At 65.3% G+C, this 16,193-nt stretch carries 8 protein-coding genes and 3 pseudogenes; 3 read left to right on the top strand and 8 right to left on the bottom strand.

The window, feature by feature from the left end; genetic code table 11:
* Positions 1 to 79: 79 nt before the first annotated feature.
* Complete coding sequence (locus tag BUR28_RS18480) at positions 80 to 760, bottom strand: hypothetical protein (RefSeq protein WP_074221739.1); 681 nt, start codon at positions 758 to 760, stop codon at positions 80 to 82.
* Between the two features lie 130 nt (positions 761 to 890).
* Entirely contained in the window at positions 891 to 2,309 is a 1,419-nt protein-coding gene (locus tag BUR28_RS18475; RefSeq protein WP_074221738.1) for a mannose-1-phosphate guanylyltransferase/mannose-6-phosphate isomerase, read from the bottom strand.
* Positions 2,310 to 2,487: 178 nt separating this feature from the next.
* Between BUR28_RS18475 and xrtE the strand changes: the two genes are divergently transcribed.
* The gene (xrtE, locus tag BUR28_RS18470; protein WP_083626854.1) at positions 2,488 to 3,279 is read left to right on the top strand and encodes an exosortase E/protease, VPEID-CTERM system; all 792 of its coding nucleotides are present in this window, start codon (positions 2,488 to 2,490) and stop codon (positions 3,277 to 3,279) included.
* Positions 3,280 to 3,339: 60 nt separating this feature from the next.
* Here the strand turns inward: xrtE and BUR28_RS18465 are convergent, their stop codons facing one another.
* Positions 3,340 to 7,977 carry a hypothetical protein gene (locus tag BUR28_RS18465; protein WP_074221736.1) on the bottom strand — a complete coding sequence of 1,546 codons (4,638 nt, stop codon included), beginning with the start codon at positions 7,975 to 7,977 and terminating at the stop codon, positions 3,340 to 3,342.
* 719 nt (positions 7,978 to 8,696) lie between these two features.
* Here BUR28_RS18465 and BUR28_RS18460 point away from each other — a divergent pair.
* Positions 8,697 to 8,921, top strand: a pseudogene (locus tag BUR28_RS18460) (IS5/IS1182 family transposase); the annotation flags it as partial.
* A 322-nt stretch (positions 8,922 to 9,243) separates the two neighbouring features.
* On the opposite strand, the gene BUR28_RS18455 reads toward BUR28_RS18460, so the two are convergent.
* A complete protein-coding gene (locus BUR28_RS18455) occupies positions 9,244 to 10,290 on the bottom strand; it encodes an IS110 family RNA-guided transposase (protein ID WP_074221735.1) in 1,047 nt (348 codons plus the stop codon).
* 182 nt (positions 10,291 to 10,472) lie between these two features.
* Between BUR28_RS18455 and BUR28_RS20725 the strand changes: the two genes are divergently transcribed.
* The gene (locus BUR28_RS20725) at positions 10,473 to 10,595 is read left to right on the top strand and encodes an integrase (RefSeq protein ID WP_074221734.1); all 123 of its coding nucleotides are present in this window, start codon (positions 10,473 to 10,475) and stop codon (positions 10,593 to 10,595) included.
* A 244-nt stretch (positions 10,596 to 10,839) separates the two neighbouring features.
* Here BUR28_RS20725 and BUR28_RS18445 read toward each other — a convergent pair whose 3' ends face one another.
* The 4 genes and pseudogenes from BUR28_RS18445 to BUR28_RS20260 form a co-directional block, all read right to left on the bottom strand.
* Positions 10,840 to 12,141: an HlyD family type I secretion periplasmic adaptor subunit gene (locus BUR28_RS18445; RefSeq protein ID WP_074221733.1), complete on the bottom strand. Its 1,302-nt coding sequence runs from the start codon at positions 12,139 to 12,141 to the stop codon at positions 10,840 to 10,842.
* Between the two features lie 106 nt (positions 12,142 to 12,247).
* Positions 12,248 to 13,906 (bottom strand): annotated as a pseudogene (locus BUR28_RS18440) (type I secretion system permease/ATPase); the annotation flags it as partial.
* Positions 13,907 to 14,191: 285 nt separating this feature from the next.
* A pseudogene (locus BUR28_RS18435) lies at positions 14,192 to 15,125 on the bottom strand (IS5 family transposase).
* 539 nt (positions 15,126 to 15,664) lie between these two features.
* Positions 15,665 to 15,838: a hypothetical protein gene (locus BUR28_RS20260; RefSeq protein WP_175566989.1), complete on the bottom strand. Its 174-nt coding sequence runs from the start codon at positions 15,836 to 15,838 to the stop codon at positions 15,665 to 15,667.
* Between the last annotated feature and the right edge of the window lie 355 nt (positions 15,839 to 16,193).

Here is a 16,193-nt window from a genome sequence, read left to right as displayed (position 1 = left end):
CGACCTGGGCGCAGGCATACGCCGCGCCGGCCGTTTCCCAAGCCCGATTTCCCCGATGCCGGACGCGGCGGCGCGGGCCTCAGGCGGCCCGCCGGCGCCCCAGCAGCGCGAGAACGCCGAACGCCCCGGGCAGCAGCGCCGCGCCCAGGGGCAGCGGCGCCGGCACGATCTCCGAAACCCGGGTATCCGTGACGGTGTAGTAGTAATCGGTATCGGTGAAATCGTACCAGAGATGCGAGCCGGGGACGTAGCCGCTGTTGTGCGAATACAGATCGAAAACCGTGAGCGTCTCGCCGGGGTTTATATTGCCTCTTATGATGTCCGGATCAGGACCGGAATACCAACTGAAATCCCCGCCATTCACGAGCGGGTTCGGGGCATACCAGTCCAGGAACTGGTATCGACAGTGCGGCGCGCAATCGGAGAGCAGGTACCCGCTGCCGAAGGGGTGATGCGCAGGGCTGGTCTGGTCCAGGTGAAGGCTGAAGGAGAACACCCGCGTCGTGCCGGACGCGATCTCGGGCAACAGCCCCCATGTGTCGTTCTCCGGCGTGAGGGTCCCGGGCCCGATCCAGCCGACCTCGGCGCCGGTCTCCGGGTCGTAGGTGTCGTCGTAGAAGCCACCGAAACTGTACTCGATCCGGTCGAGCACCGCCTCGACCTCGAAATGTAAAACAGTGGCGGCGGCCGGACTTGCGGGCAGCGCCAGGAGGGCCGGGAGCCCGATCGCGCGCAGGGCGCGAAAAAATGCATGAAACATGTCTTTTCCTCTCCGGCGTCAGACACGCCGGCTCACCTGAAAATATACATCGGGCGCCACGCACCCACAAAACCAACGCTAACAAAAGGGTAATGCAAAGACAACGTGCCGCCGAACGGCGGGGGCGACGTCAACCGCGGTTGTACAGGTCCTCGTAACGGACGATGTCGTCCTCGCCCAGATAGGCCCCGGTCTGCACCTCGATGAGATACATCGGCAGCTTGCCCGGATTGGCCATGCGGTGCACCGTGCCGAGCGGGATGTAGACGCTCTGGTTCTCGGTCACCAGCCGCACCTCCTCGCCGATGGTGACCTCGGCGGTGCCGGCGACCACGATCCAGTGTTCCGAGCGGTGGTGATGCGATTGCAGACTGAGCACCCCGCCCGGCTTTACCATGATCCGCTTCACCTGGAAGCGCGCGTCGAGGCAGAGTGTTTCGTACCAGCCCCAGGGGCGGTGATGGCGCGGGTAGGCGTCGGCCTGCGCGCGCCCGGCCCGGCGCAGGGTCTCGACCACGGTCTTGACCTCCTGCGCGCGGGACTTGTCGGCGACGAGCACCGCATCGCGCATCGCCACCGCCACGATGTCGCGCAGCCCCAACCCCACCAGTGCGACCGATTCCTCCTCCGACCGGAGATAACTGTCGGCGCAGTCGATCGCGGTCACCTCGCCCGACAGCGCGACGCCGTCCGCGTCGGGGCCGGCAGCTTGCCAAAGCGCCTCCCAGCTGCCGAGATCCGACCAGCCGCAATCGATCGGCACCGCGGCGACCTTCGCGGCCTTCTCCATGACCGCGTAATCGAACGAAATCGGCTCTATCCCGGCGAAAGGCGCCTCGGCGAGGCGGAAGAATCCCAGGTCCTCGGCGCCCTCGCGGAGCGCCGCGCGGACCGGGGCGATCATGTCGGGCGCGTGGGTCTCGAAGGCGGCGATCACGTCGCGCACCCGGCCGAGGAAGATGCCGCCGTTCCACAGGTAGGTGCCCGCGGCGAGGAACCCCTCGGCGGTGGCGGCATCCGGCTTTTCGCAGAAGCGCGAGACGGCGACCGGCGCGCCGCCGGCCGGTCTTTCGGCGAGTTCGAGATAGCCATAGCCCGTCTCGGGCCGGTCGGGGGTCACGCCGAAGGTGACCAGCGCCCCGTCCGTGGCCGGGGCGGCGCCCGCCCGCACCGCCGCGAGGAAGGCCGCGGGATCGGCGATCACGTGATCGGAGGGCGCGATCAGCATGAGATCCTCCCCCCGCTCCGCCAGCATCAGGGCCGCGGCCAGGATCGCGGGGGCGGAATCCCGCGGGCAGGGCTCGACCACCACGCGGGCATCGCTCAGCCCGATCGCCGCCGCCTGCTCGGTCGCCATGAAGCGGAACTCGTCGCCCGTCATCACCAGCGGCGCGGCGAATTCCCCCCCGGCGAAGCGGCGCAGCGTGGTCTGGTAAAGACTTTCGCGCCCGATCAGCGGGGCGAACTGCTTGGGGTAGCTCTTGCGGGAGGCGGGCCAGAGCCGCGTCCCGGACCCGCCGCACAGAATGACTGGGTGAATGCGCGTCATCGATAGCCCTGACTGCTGTTGGAATTCAATGAACACGCCGAGCATGGCGGGGGCAATACAAATCTATAGGATTTCCCAGGCGCTCCGGTGTCTCTGGCGCCGTGGAGGCATCTAGAAAAGGTCTTTCAAAAAAGATCGAGACCGACCTTGGAAATCAACGACATATCCGTTCTCCATTATGGATGATCTTAGAGAAACCTTGGCACATCGTTGCCATCGGTGGGCGGTCACATCATCAGGGTCGGCTACGACGCTTGCAAACTATCAACCGCTCTTCACGATAGAACTAGTAGAGCTTTTTCCAGTCCCCCTCCGAGCCCTCTCGCTGCAGCAGCAAGTGTATACCCCCACGCCCCTGCCCCCGCTGTGGCGCGATCCGATGGCCGCCCGGATCCTGCCCTTCGCGGTGTTGATGCTCTCGGCGCTGGTGGTCTCGACGCTGTCGACCGCGCCGGGGGCGCTCTACCCGCTGCGCACCGCGCTCCTGGGGGCGGTGGTGGCGCTGTTCTGGCCGATCTACCGCGCGCTGGACTGGCGGCTCGACCCGGTGGCCCTCGGGGCGGGGGCGGCGATCGGCGCGATGTGGTGCGTGATCCCGGTGCCGGCGGGCGATGCCGCGCCGCCCTATGGCACGCTCGCCGGGGCGGCGCTGGTGGGGTGGTACCTGGCCCGCGGCCTCGGCACGGTGCTTCTGGTGCCGCTCGTCGAGGAGCTGTTCTTCCGCGACTACCTGGAGGGCAAGCTCAGGCTGGGGCAGGGGCGGGCCTGGGCCGTCGCCGCGGCGCTGGTCTCGGCCTCGGCCTTCGCCGCGCTGCACGACCGCTGGGCCGAGGCGCTGGTGGCCGGGCTGGTGTTTTCCTGGGTCTGCCGCCGGCGCGGGCGGATCGGCGATGCGGTGCTCGCCCATGCCGTGGCCAACGCGGTGGTCTACGGGGTGGCGGTGACCACGGGCAACCTGCAGATCATCTAGGCCGCGGCCGCGCGGCCGCGCGGCCGCGGCCGGGCAGGGGGCTCCCCGCCCGGCCGGTGCTCAGAACTCCATCAGCAGCACGTCGTTGAGCGCCACCTCGTCGGGCATCTGGTCGTCGCCGAGCGGGGCGAAGTCCGCGGTCAGCGCCTCCCAGAGACGGGCATCGGCCCGGGCGTCCTCGGCATCGCCGCGCACCGAGAGGTCCAGCCGGCCCGCGCCCGCGCCCTCGTCCGAGACCTCGAGCATCAACACGTCGTTGGTGTAGTCGACGACGATCTTGGCGTCGCGCGCATCCGACAGGCCGGTGACATCGATGCTGTCGAAGGCGCCGACCATCTCGTCGACCGAGATCAGCGCGTGGCGGCCGGCCCCGGCGTCGAGCCCCGAGAGGTCGATCTGAAGCTGCGCCTCGCCGAAATTCACGCCCGAGGCGACGTCGACCGGCGCCTCGCCCTGGGCGCCGGAACGGAATTCGCCGATGCTGCCGATTCCGCCATCGGCGGCTTCGAAGCGCAGCGTGCTGCCCGCCTCGAGCCGCAGCACGCCGGGGCCGCCGGCGGTGCCCTCGAACCCGACCTGCGCCGCGTCGCCCCGGATCTCGATCGCGCTGTCGCCGGAGAGGTCGAGCCGGGCGCCCTCGGTGGCCAGCAGCGCCTGGCCGCCGGAGATCGACAGGTCGATCCGCCCGTCCACGGCCCCGGTATTGGCGAAGCGGCCGCCCTCCACCGCGATCTCCAGCCGGTCGCTGTCGCCATAGCCGTTCATCCAGACCTGGCCGGCCTCGGCGATCGCGAGCGTGCCGCCCGCGGCCTCGGTCTCGACGTCGCCGGCGATCTCCAGCTTGCCCTGGGTCACGGTCAGCCGGCCCCCCGCGCCGAAATCGAGATCCTCGATCGCGGTCGTGCCGGCATAGCGCACCCAGTTGCCGGCCAGGTCGACGCTGTCGCCGGCGACGGTGCCGGGCAGATCCTCGGTCGACCAGTTCAGCCGGTTGTCCCAGCGGACCCCGCCGGAAAGATCGCTGGGCACGAAGCGCAGGTCTTCCGCCGCGAGCCGGCCTTCGGGGGTGAGCCCGAAGCCGGCCTGGAAGAACTCGGTGATCAGCACGGCGTCGGTCTTGCCCGCGAACGCGTCCTCGATCGCCGAGGCGCGCAGGTGCGCGGCCAGGTCGGCGATCGTAGCGTCGGCCTTGCCCAGAAGCGTGGCGGCGAAATTCTGGATCGTGGTGGCATCGAGCACGTCCCGGTCCAGCCCCTCGGTGTTGACGTCCTGGAAGTGCTTGTCCTTGCCGGCCCCGGCCCAGTTATAGACGATCGTGTCGTTGTAATAGGCCTTGGTAGCGCCGTAGATGGCGGGCTGGGTTATGGTCTTGCTGGCCAGTTCCTCGGGGTCGTCGGGATTGGCGAGATGGGCGACGATGTTGTCCACGTGGGAGGTCAGCGGCGCGTAGTCGCCCATGCCGCCGGTGACCTGGCCGTTGATGTCGCCGTAGATCAGGTTCTGGCCCGAGGTGATCACGTTGTCGGCATAGAGCGAGTAGTTGCCCGCGTAGACGGAACTCGATCCCTTGGTGGGGCCGCCGGCCACATAGACCGCGCCGTTGTTGTGGAGAAAAACATTGTCCTCGACATACCCGCCCGAGCGGATCTGCGCCCCGAAGGAGGCGGCGCGCATCGAGATGTTGTCGCGGAAGGTCAGGTCCAGGTTGTCGACGGCGATGTAGACGTTGTGGTTGTAGATGCTGGGCGGCTGGTTGCCGTCCAGCGAAAGATCCGGGTCGTAGCCGTCGGCCCAGCCGTTGTGGTCGAAGAAGGTGTTCTCCATCAGCAGCCCGTCGACGGCGCTGGTGTAGATCCCCGAGATCCGGTTCGGCGCCGGCTCCCAGCGGCCCTCCGTCAGCGAGGTTTCGAGTGCCACGTCGAACACCTCGGAATTGCGCAGCGTGAAATCGCCGACTTTCTGGATCGTCATGATGTCGCCGCGCGAGGTGATGTTCTCGAGAATGTAGTTCTCGCCGCTGGCGATGAAGCGCAGGCCGTCGCCCAGTTCCACGTCGCTGATGACCAGGTTGCGGGAGCCCTCGCCGAAGGTCTGCAGCATGTTCGAGAGGACCGGTTTCTCGCCCGCGCCATAGGAGGTGATGTGGAACGGGTGCAGCTCGGATTCGCCGCGCATTCCGATCAGGGGGATGCGCATGTCGTATTCGTAGCCCGCCTCCAGGCGCAGCCAGTGCGAGGCCGGCGCCTCGTAGGAGTCGCTCACCAAGGTCCGCCACAGCATGTAGCCCGCCCCGGAATCGAGGGCGGTGTCCTCGGACGACCCGTATTCGGGGTGGTCCGCCAGCCAGCGGCCATTGATCTGGCCGGGCTTCAGCCCCTCGATCTCGGCGATCTCCTCCAGGCTCAGCGCGGCGTCGCTGCCCGAGACGTAGACGTCGCGGTGGTTGTCGCCCCATTCGACGATCACCTCGTCGTTCGCGTCGGTCGCCAGCATGTAGTGATCGCCGAGCCCCCAGCCGCCCTCGACCGGGCCGGCGACCGCCTCCAGCCGGGTTTCCACGACCTCGGTCGACCGGTCGGCGTGGGTCACCTCGTAGCGGATGTCGAGCCGGCCGGTATAGTCGGTCTCGGTCAGCACCAGTGCCAGGCTGTTGTCGGGATTGACGGTCAGGTTGCCATGCGCCGGACCGTCCAGGATGCGGATCCCGGCGATGGCGTCGCCCTCGGGCCGCAGCGTCGTCACCCGCCCGGAAATCACCTCCACCGCGGTGCCGTCGATCTGGATGCCGCCGTCCGTCCCGGCACCGTCGCCCGAGGGCGTCCCGGGCTGGACGGGGTCCTCGACCGGGGAAGCCGGGTCCTCGGGCGGTTCGACCGGGTCCGGGTCGGGCTCCTGGCCGCCCGGCTGCTGGGGTGTGCCGCCGTCCGTCCCGGTCTGCAGGGTGACGTTTGCCCAGGTGCTGTCGGCGCCCAGGCCGGCATCGTCGTCGGTGAGGAAGACGATGCGGTCGAAGCTGCCGGTGAAGTGGTCGCCCAGGGCGATGTCGTAATGGCGCAGCCCCGACCCGGCCTCGTAATCGGCGTAGTCCTGCATGCCGAAGGCCTGGGAGCCGAGCAGCTGGATCGTGGTCGCTTCCGACAGGGTTTCGCCGTTGGCGAACATGATGGCGTGGATTTCGCCGGCCTTGGAGGCGGCGAAGTCGAAGGACAGGCGGGTGTCCTCGGTGACGGTGAACGCGCCGGTGATCTGTTCCCAGCTCTGGCTCGACTGCGTCAGCGTCAGGCCATCGGCCGAGGCCGCGTGGGCGCCCATGTCCTGGGAGCCGGGCTGGAATCCCGCGATATCCAGTGCCCCGAAATCGAGGGCCGAGCCCGCCTCGGCGCCGTCCGTCCCGGTCTGCAGGGTGACGTTTGCCCAGGTGCTGTCGGCGCCCAGGCCGGCATCGTCGTCGGTGAGGAAGACGATGCGGTCGAAGCTGCCGGTGAAGTGGTCGCCCAGGGCGATGTCGTAATGGCGCAGCCCCGACCCGGCCTCGTAATCGGCGTAGTCCTGCATGCCGAAGGCCTGGGAGCCGAGCAGCTGGATCGTGGTCGCTTCCGACAGGGTTTCGCCGTTGGCGAACATGATGGCGTGGATTTCGCCGGCCTTGGAGGCGGCGAAGTCGAAGGACAGGCGGGTGTCCTCGGTGACGGTGAACGCGCCGGTGATCTGTTCCCAGCTCTGGCTCGACTGCGTCAGCGTCAGGCCATCGGCCGAGGCCGCGTGGGCGCCCATGTCCTGGGAGCCGGGCTGGAATCCCGCGATATCCAGTGCCCCGAAATCGAGGGCCGAGCCCGCCTCGGCGCCGTCCGTCCCGGTCTGCAGGGTGACGTTTGCCCAGGTGCTGTCGGCGCCCAGGCCGGCATCGTCGTCGGTGAGGAAGACGATGCGGTCGAAGCTGCCGGTGAAGTGGTCGCCCAGGGCGATGTCGTAATGGCGCAGCCCCGACCCGGCCTCGTAATCGGCGTAGTCCTGCATGCCGAAGGCCTGGGAGCCGAGCAGCTGGATCGTGGTCGCTTCCGACAGGGTTTCGCCGTTGGCGAACATGATGGCGTGGATTTCGCCGGCCTTGGAGGCGGCGAAGTCGAAGGACAGGCGGGTGTCCTCGGTGACGGTGAACGCGCCGGTGATCTGTTCCCAGCTCTGGCTCGACTGCGTCAGCGTCAGGCCATCGGCCGAGGCCGCGTGGGCGCCCATGTCCTGGGAGCCGGGCTGGAATCCCGCGATATCCAGTGCCCCGAAATCGAGGGCCGAGCCCGCCTCGGCGCCGTCCGTCCCGGTCTGCAGGGTGACGTTTGCCCAGGTGCTGTCGGCGCCCAGGCCGGCATCGTCGTCGGTGAGGAAGACGATGCGGTCGAAGCTGCCGGTGAAGTGGTCGCCCAGGGCGATGTCGTAATGGCGCAGCCCCGACCCGGCCTCGTAATCGGCGTAGTCCTGCATGCCGAAGGCCTGGGAGCCGAGCAGCTGGATCGTGGTCGCTTCCGACAGGGTTTCGCCGTTGGCGAACATGATGGCGTGGATTTCGCCGGCCTTGGAGGCGGCGAAGTCGAAGGACAGGCGGGTGTCCTCGGTGACGGTGAACGCGCCGGTGATCTGTTCCCAGCTCTGGCTCGACTGCGTCAGCGTCAGGCCATCGGCCGAGGCCGCGTGGGCGCCCATGTCCTGGGAGCCGGGCTGGAATCCCGCGATATCCAGTGCCCCGAAATCAAGAGAGCCTAAATAAGATACCTCGCTCGACTGGAGTGTGGTTTCTCCACTTGTCAAAGAGTCATATTCGGATATGGGGAGGCCCGTCTTTGGCTTGAGCGGAAGCATCGTTCTCTCTCTCTCAGTGGGTGACCTTGCGCGGCAAATCTTCCGCTCTTTTCACCCCGAGAGATTAATCAGCTCTTGCCGTCATATCTTTTGCCACAAAGCAAAATATAAAATTTCACATATTTTCACCTCAGCACAAATCCATAAAGCAATTTATATATTTTAACATATTGATATAACTACCCAAATCCAAATATCACATGATTATGATGCCGCTCCAGAGGGAATTTTAATATCTTTTCGAAACGCCAAACTTTAGCGCCATTCGTAGCGCATGCGCCATGAATCAGAAAATTTCTCTAAAAAATTTTACCCGCTTATACACGATAAAAATCAGGCAGTGCCGCAACCTCCTGAGGACCCGCGGAATTTCCTCGATTCTGCCTGATTTTACGCCCCTTCCCGTGATCTCGCTTCTTGCCGGCCTCGATCGGCCAATATTCGCGACCGTCCGGCGAGAGGAGAAGGCGATGATCACCAAGCGCAAGTCGAGGAACGTCTGAAGAATCTCGCTGTGGCCGCCTGATCTGGTAGACTCCGGCAATGTAACGAGGAGCCTCCTGATGCCGAAACAGCCCGCCATTCCCGGTCTGCGTGATGCGATGAAGAAGAAGGTGACGCGGCGCGGGCAGTTCTTAGCGGAGATGGATGCGGTGGCTCCGTGGGACCGAGTCCTGGCGTTGATCGCGCCGCACTATCCGAAGGCGGAGCCGAAGGGCGGGAGCCCGCCGATGCCGCTGGAGACGATGCTGAGGGTCTACTTCCTTCAGAACTGGTACGCTTTGGCGTAGGCGATGCATCGGTCCTCGAGCCAGGCGTTCAGTTCGGCATAGGATCTGAACTTCGGCCGCGGCACGAAGAACCGTAAGGGAGGGTTTCTCCCCATCGGAACAGCGTGTGGAGCGGCATGCATGTTTGGATGCCCCCTTCGATGCAAGGACTTTCTGACCTTCTGAGCATGTGATCGGATGCGGTCATGTTTCAGGCCTCTGAGGTGCGGCCGTGACATGCCGCGGGCCGGTATGGTGATGCGCGGACCGGGGTCCAGATCAAAATTGCGAGTTCGGGCTCGTTGGACGCCACTGGGTTTCCCGTTCCGGATCTTGTCGATCATTTGCCCATGCTGGTCGTCGTCCTCCTCACATCGCCGACCGGACCCCGGTAGTCCTCGTTGCGCGAGAGCATGGCCCAGACCATCCGGGCCATCTTGTTGGCCAGGGCGATCGCGACCAGCATGCGCGGTTTCCGGGCCAGCATGCGGGAGAGCCACGACCCGGGCCTGCCGCCATCGCGCCCTCGCCAATGCACGACGGACATCGCCCCCACGATCAGCAGGCGCCGGATGTCGCGTTGGCCCATCTTGGAGGTGCGGCCGAGCTTCTGCTTGCCGCCGCTGGAATGTTGCCGGGGAACGAGCCCGAGCCAGGCCGAGAAATCGCGCGCCCGGCGGAATTCCCGCATGTCGGGCGCGAAGGTGGCGATCGCCATGGCACAGACCGGACCGATCCCCGGCATCGTCTGAAGTCTGCGCGCGACATCGCTTTCCTTCGCGGCGGCCGCGATGCGCCCGTCCAGCTTGTCGATTTCGTCGCTGAGACCGGCGATCCGGTGGAGGTAGAGCCGCCCCAGGTCCCGGACCAGATCGGGAAGGCCTTCTTCTTCGAGGCGCGTGGCGAGACGGTCGATATTGCCGATGCCCCTGGCCAGAACGATGCCATGCTCGGCAAGATGGCCGCGGAGTGCATTGATCAACTGGGTGCGCTGTCCGACGAGCAGATCGCGGGTCCGGAAAAGCATCGCCCGCGCCTGTTGTCCGGCCGTCTTCACAGCCACGCTGCGCATCGTCGGGCGCAGGGCCGCCTCGGCGACGGCTTCCGCATCGGCCGCATCGTTCTTCTGCCGCTTCACGAACGGCTTCACATAGACCGGCGGGATGAGCCGGACGTCATGCCCGTGCCCGGCCAACTCCCGGCCCCAGTAATGCGCGGTGCCGCAGGCCTCCATCGCCACGACGCACCGAGGCAGGGCCGCCATGAACTTCGCGAACTGCGGGCGTGACAATTTCTTGCGGAACAGCACCCGCCCGTCCGCCGCAGCGCCGTGAACCTGAAAGACCTGCTTTGCCAGGTCGACGCCGACGATGCTAACCTCATTCATGGATGCCTCCTCTTTCTATGGTGACTTCAGCATCACCATCCTGGCAAATCGCGATGCCGTCGGGCGGGGGCATCCACCCCATCAAAATTGACCCCCATCTTGGGGTGATCGGCGTCCCAAAGTGACCCCCCTGATACTTCTGATCAGAAGCTTTCTCAAAGGCATGAGGGAGCAGTCAGGGGATGTTGGTTGTGGAGACGATCGCGAAGATCAGGCGTGCGCATTTCGTCGACGGCAAGTCGATCAAGCAGATCTGCCGTAAGCTGCGGTTGTCGGTATCCGCCCGATTGAAGCCGCCTGCCTGACGGCGGGGTCGCGAGCTAAGACACGTGCATAACGACGTCGTTAGCGACGTGTCTTGTGGGGGAGCGGCCACCCGATCACATGCTCAGAAGGTCAGAAAATCCTTGCGTCGAAGGGGGCATCCAAACATGGATGCCGATTGACATCATAGATTCCGCGAGCACAGGCGCCGCCGAAGAACGCGAAGGCCCTGTCATGCGCGTCGAACACCATCTCCTGGGTCTCGCGCGGATACGCTATTGTGAACTACTCCTCGCGGAAGGCGCGTTCGAAATATACCGCGATGGGGCGAAGGAGGTAAGAGAGCGGGGTGCGGTCGCGGGTGCGCAGGAACGCCTCCGCCGGCATGCCGGGCAACAGTTCAACTCCGGGCATGTCCTCCAGCACCGAGGTGTCGGGCAGGATCACGGCCTCGTAATAGGTCTGCTTGGTCGCCTCGTCGGTGAGCGCGTCGGCCGAGATGCGCAGCACCTCGCCCGGCACTTCCGGGGTCGTGCGCGCGTCGAACGTTGTCAGCCGCAGGAAGACCGGCTGCCCCGGGAAGACCTGGTCGATATCGGTCGTCTCAATGCGCGCCGAGACCAGCAGCGCCTGCCCGCCGGGGACCACGTACATCATCGGCTCGGCCGGTTGGACCACCGCGCGCACCGCGAAAATCGACGAGCCGAACACCACGCCATCGGTAGGGCTGCGCACGTCCAGCCGCGACAGCTGCTCGATCAGGCTGAGGCGGCGCTCCTCCAATTCGATCTCGCTGTATTGCAGGTCGCGCAACTGGGTGATCGCCTCTTCGCGCCGGCTTTCCGCCAGGCGCAGCGCCTGCACGGACAGTTCCGAAATGCGCGCCCGGCTCTCGGCCACCTGCGAGGTCAGCCGCCCGATATCGCCCTCGAGCCCCGCCTCGTCGCGCTGCAGCGCCAGAACCTGGCCCACGGGTACGAGGTTCTGGGCGAAGAGCGTCTCCTTGTCGGTCAGTTCGCGTTCCACAAGGCCGAGCTGTCTTTCCAGCGCCGCGATCTGGGCCTTGGACCCCTCGATCTGGTTCTCGATCTGGGTCTTCTGCTCGTCGATTTGCTCCAGTTCCTGGGCAAGCGCGGCGCGGCGCGCCACGAACAGGCTTTTCTGCCCCTCGATCTGGCCGCGTATCCAGTCCGGGTCGAGATTGTCGAAGCCCGACACCTCGCCGATATCCAGCGTCTCGACCCCGTCGCGCTCGGCCATCAGCCGCGCCTTGCGCACCTCAATCTCGAAAAGCTGTCTCTCGACGATGGCCAATTCCGAGCGCAGAAAGGTACCGTCGAGGCGCAGCAGCACGTCGCCCGCCTTCACCTCGTCGCCATCCTTGGCCAGGATCTCGCCCACCACGCCGCCGTCGGGATGCTGGACCACCTGACGCTCGCTCTCGACCTTGACAGTCCCGGTTGCGACGACGGCGCCGGCGATGTTGGTCGCGATGCTCCAGACGCCGAGCCCGCCGACCAGCAGCAGGATCGCGACCGCGCCGACAACGAGCGGCAGGCGCGCTGAAGGAAGCGTCGGACGGCTCATTCGCCAACCTCCTGTCGCGCTGCGGCCGGAGCCGCGGCCCCAGCCCCCGAGCGCCGTCCATCGCGCGCTGCACGTTGCCGGCGTTCTTCATCAGCGAGCGCACGATCTCGTCGCGCGGGCCAAGGGCCTTCTGCATGCCGCCATCGATCACGAGCAGCCGGTCGCAGACCGCGATGGCCGAGGGCCGATGGGTCATGATGAGCACCGATTTCCCGGCCTTCTTCATGTCGCTGACCACGGCATTGAGGGCCTCGGAGCCTTCGGCGTCGAGGGCCGAGTTCGGCTCGTCCAGCACCAGAAGCACGGGGTCGTGATAGAGCGCACGCGCAAGGGCCAGGCGCTGGCGTTGGCCGCCCGACAACAGCACACTGCCCTCCACAAGGGGCGTATCGTACCCATTGGGAAGGCGCAGCACGATCTCGTGCACTCGGGCCAGCTTGGCGGCTTCAACAACGCGCCCGGCATCGGGCTCCAGCGCCATGTGGGCGATGTTCTCGGCGACCGTGCCATCGAAAAAGCGCACGTCCTGCGGCAGGCAGCCAATATGACGGCCCAGCCGCTCGGGCCCGTACTGGTCGAGCGTGGCGCCCGCGAGCCGGACCTCGCCCGCGGTGGGCGTTACCAGCCCCTGTATAACGCGCGCAAGACTGGTCTTGCCCGCCCCGCTCTTGCCGATCACGCCAAGCGCCTCGCCCGGCTCGAGTTCGAAACTGATGCCGTAGAGGATCGGCGGCGTGCTGGCGGAGCTTCTCAGCGCCACATTGCTCAGCGACAGGCGCGCCTCCGGCGCGGGCAGCTCGGTCGGGGCGCGGCGCGCGGGAATGCCCTTCAGGAAGTCCGCGAGGCTGGTCCAGCCGCTGCGCGCCCGCTGGATCGCCGGCCACTGGCCGAGCACCTGGTCGACTGGCGCCAGCGCGCGCCCCAGGAGGATCGAGGCCGCGATCATCGCACCCGGCGTCAACTGCTGCTCCAGCACGAGCCACGCGCCAAGCGCCAGCATTGCCGACTGCAGGAAGAAGCGGAAAGCGCGCGAAAAGGACGAGAACGTGCCGGTGAGGTCGTTGGCACCCAGCCCCTTGGTACCGGCCTCGTCCTGCAGCCGCGCCCAGCGTTCCGCCATCACCGGCGCCATTCCCTGCGACCAGACCAGCGCGCCGCCCTCTTCCGACTGGCGGGCGATCCGCTGTGCCTGGTGGGATATGCCCTGCGACTTCTCAAGCGCCTTGCGGGTGACCAGGCGGTTGATCAGCGTCACGGCGATCAGTAACCCCCCACCGGCAATGGCGAGCCAGCCGAGCAACGGATGAAAGATGAAGATCGCGGCCAGGAAGATCGGCGTCCAAGGCAGGTCGAACAGCGCCATAAGCACGGGCGAGCCGAAGATGTTACGCACCGCGTCGAGGTCGTAAAGGGCTGTCGCGCCTGGCCCCTGCCCGCCGCGGATCGCCGCCCGCTCGATCACCGCCGCGAACACGCGCCGCCCGAATACCGCCTGAAGCCGCGCACCGATCCGCGCCATCACCCGGCCGCGCGCGAAATCGAGCAGCCAGTAAAAGAAGTAGAGCGCCGCGACCAGGATGAAGAGCGCGACCAGCGTCTCCTCGGACCGCGATCCCAGAACCCGATCGTAGACTTGCAGCATGAAAAGCGGGCCGGTCAGCATCAGCAGGTTGGTGAACACGCTGAACACCAGCACCGCAAGGAAAAGGCCGCGGCTTCGGGCGCGGGCCAGGCTCAGGTTTGCTCCAGAAGAAAAAATATCCATCAATTCAGATAATTTGACTCGAAAAGCTCCTGCTATTCGCAGGAAGAAGGGACATGTGTAGCGCTGGTAGCATAGTAGGTCGCTTCGCTTCATCTCAAAGGACTTCAGAGAGAAGTCATTTGCGTAGGGTCTGTGCACCTAGTCGGCGGCGGATGAAAGGATACAGTCTTTTGGTTAATGTCGCGTAACCGCCAACCTCAAAACTGGAGTTTATTTGGAGCGACCTGGAGCGGCGCTGTTGCACAAATCAACTGATGACCGCAGTTCCGCTTTCCCCGGACACACTTATCCTATTGCCACGGTCGTCGGGATGCCGAGGGCAGTGAAGCGGTTCAGGACCGCCACGCGGATCTGGACCTCGGCCACCTGGCGGTCGAAATCCCGCGACATCAGCCGCTGGCCGAGCAACTTCACGCAGTTCACTTTCGTTTCCACCCTGCTGCGGCGGTGATACCCGCTCCAGTTCCGCCAGAGCGCTCGGCCCAGGTGCTTCGATGCCCGCAGAATCTCGTTGCGTGCGCGAGCTCCTGTCGTGTCCGGCTTCCAGGGCCGGGCATTTCGGCGGGGCGGAATGATCGCTGCTGCTCCGCGGGCCGCGATGGCATCATGGCAGGCGCGCGTGTCGTAGGCGCCGTCGGCCGTGACGGTGGCGATCTCCTCGTCCGTCGGGATCTGGGCGAGCAGGTCCGGCAGCATCGGCGCATCGCCGACATTGCTGGACGTGACCTCGACAGCCCGGATCTCCAATGTTTGCTCGTCGATCCCGAGGTGTATCTTGCGCCACACGCGCCGTTTCGACCCGCCATGCTTGCGCGTGTGCCACTCGCCTTCGCCTTCCACCTTGATGCCGGTGCTGTCGATGAGCAGGTGCAAGGCACCTTTCGAACCGCGAAACGGAATGGTCACGTCCAATGTCTTCTGGCGGCGTGACAGCGTGCTGAAGTCCGGCACGGACCACCCCAGCCCGGACAGTTCCAGCAGGCTCGCCATGAAGCCGGTGGCCTGGCGGAGCGGTAGCCCGAGCAGGACCTTGAGGGTCAGGCAAGCCTGGATCGCTGCGTCGCTATAGGCCCGTTGCCGGCCGCGACGCCCCGGACGGCAACGCGTCCCATTGCATCGAGGGGTCGAACCAGACCGTCAGCGATCCACGCTGCTTCAGCGCCTGGTTATATGCGGGCCAGTTGGTGGTCTTGTAGGTCGGCTTCGGCGGTCTGCTCATGCAAGCCCGCTACTACATTGGATTCACGAAGTGAATCCCGGAGCTTCTTTGTGCAACAACGCCAGCGGATCCTCGACGGATTCGGGCTGGTGAAGCGGGCTGATCGTGGTATCGTCGTTCATGGCGTATCGCTCCTTCGGGAGGTTCTGGCAGGCTTCAGCACCCGCCACGATACGCCGCCTTCTCAGGCTCCATCACCCATTTCTCGGCATAGCTCGGTGACTGCCACTGATCTTTCACCCAGCCGCGACCCCCAAGCTCGACAGTTCGGGCCCTGATTTTCGGCGATTGCATCTGGCGATTTTCGTGATTTCAATGGGTTAGATGCCTGCAGGTTAGTGAATTCTGCGGCCTCTGTCATCACACGCGGCCGGCGAATGGCGCATTGAAGCGATGGTGTTTCACCTGGTAGCGTCGCCACATAATGTACACGCGCATCACCAACCGCTCGAACCTGCCGTCCTTGACGCAGCCGCCTGATCCGCGACATACCGGAGACGCCGCTCGGGAATTTCCACAACACTCGCGACACGACCAGGTCAAGTATCATGACCGGGTTGTTCTGAGTCCTTCTGTAAGGCACCAATCAAGCCAAGACAGGCAAGCCGCAGTCGATCGTCGCCGATCATGTCGACATTGGCCAATACCTCCTCGCAGACCTCTAACAGAAGCGCGGAAGCGTCGAGTTCGTGGCCTTGACCTAGCTTCTTCATGAGGTACAGAGTTTTCTGTGACAATTGAAGAACCAAGACATACTAAAAGAAGTACAGTCTTTTCAGAATTCACCAGATATGGGGAGGGTCGTGTCGCGAAATTGTGTGCCCTAGCCATAGACTCTGAGAACGGATCCGATAGCTTCCCAGAAATTAACGTATTGTTATAAAAACATCTTTCCAAGGCGTTAACCGGCGTATCGCACGGTCGGTTAGCAGGCTGGTAACCAGAGTAAGGTAGCTTTCCCTCAGCACAGAACGTGAGAGGGATACCCCGATATGCTGCGTTACATCTATGCCGACAGCCTGCACAAATTTCCGCTCCTGCGCGACACGATGTTTCGTGACCGCGCGA

Source organism: Rhodovulum sp. ES.010, assembly GCF_900142935.1.
Classification (GTDB): Bacteria; Pseudomonadota; Alphaproteobacteria; order Rhodobacterales; family Rhodobacteraceae; genus Rhodovulum.
The sequence above is the reverse complement of the archived record's forward strand: the minus strand, read 5'-3'. Positions and strand labels throughout refer to the sequence as shown.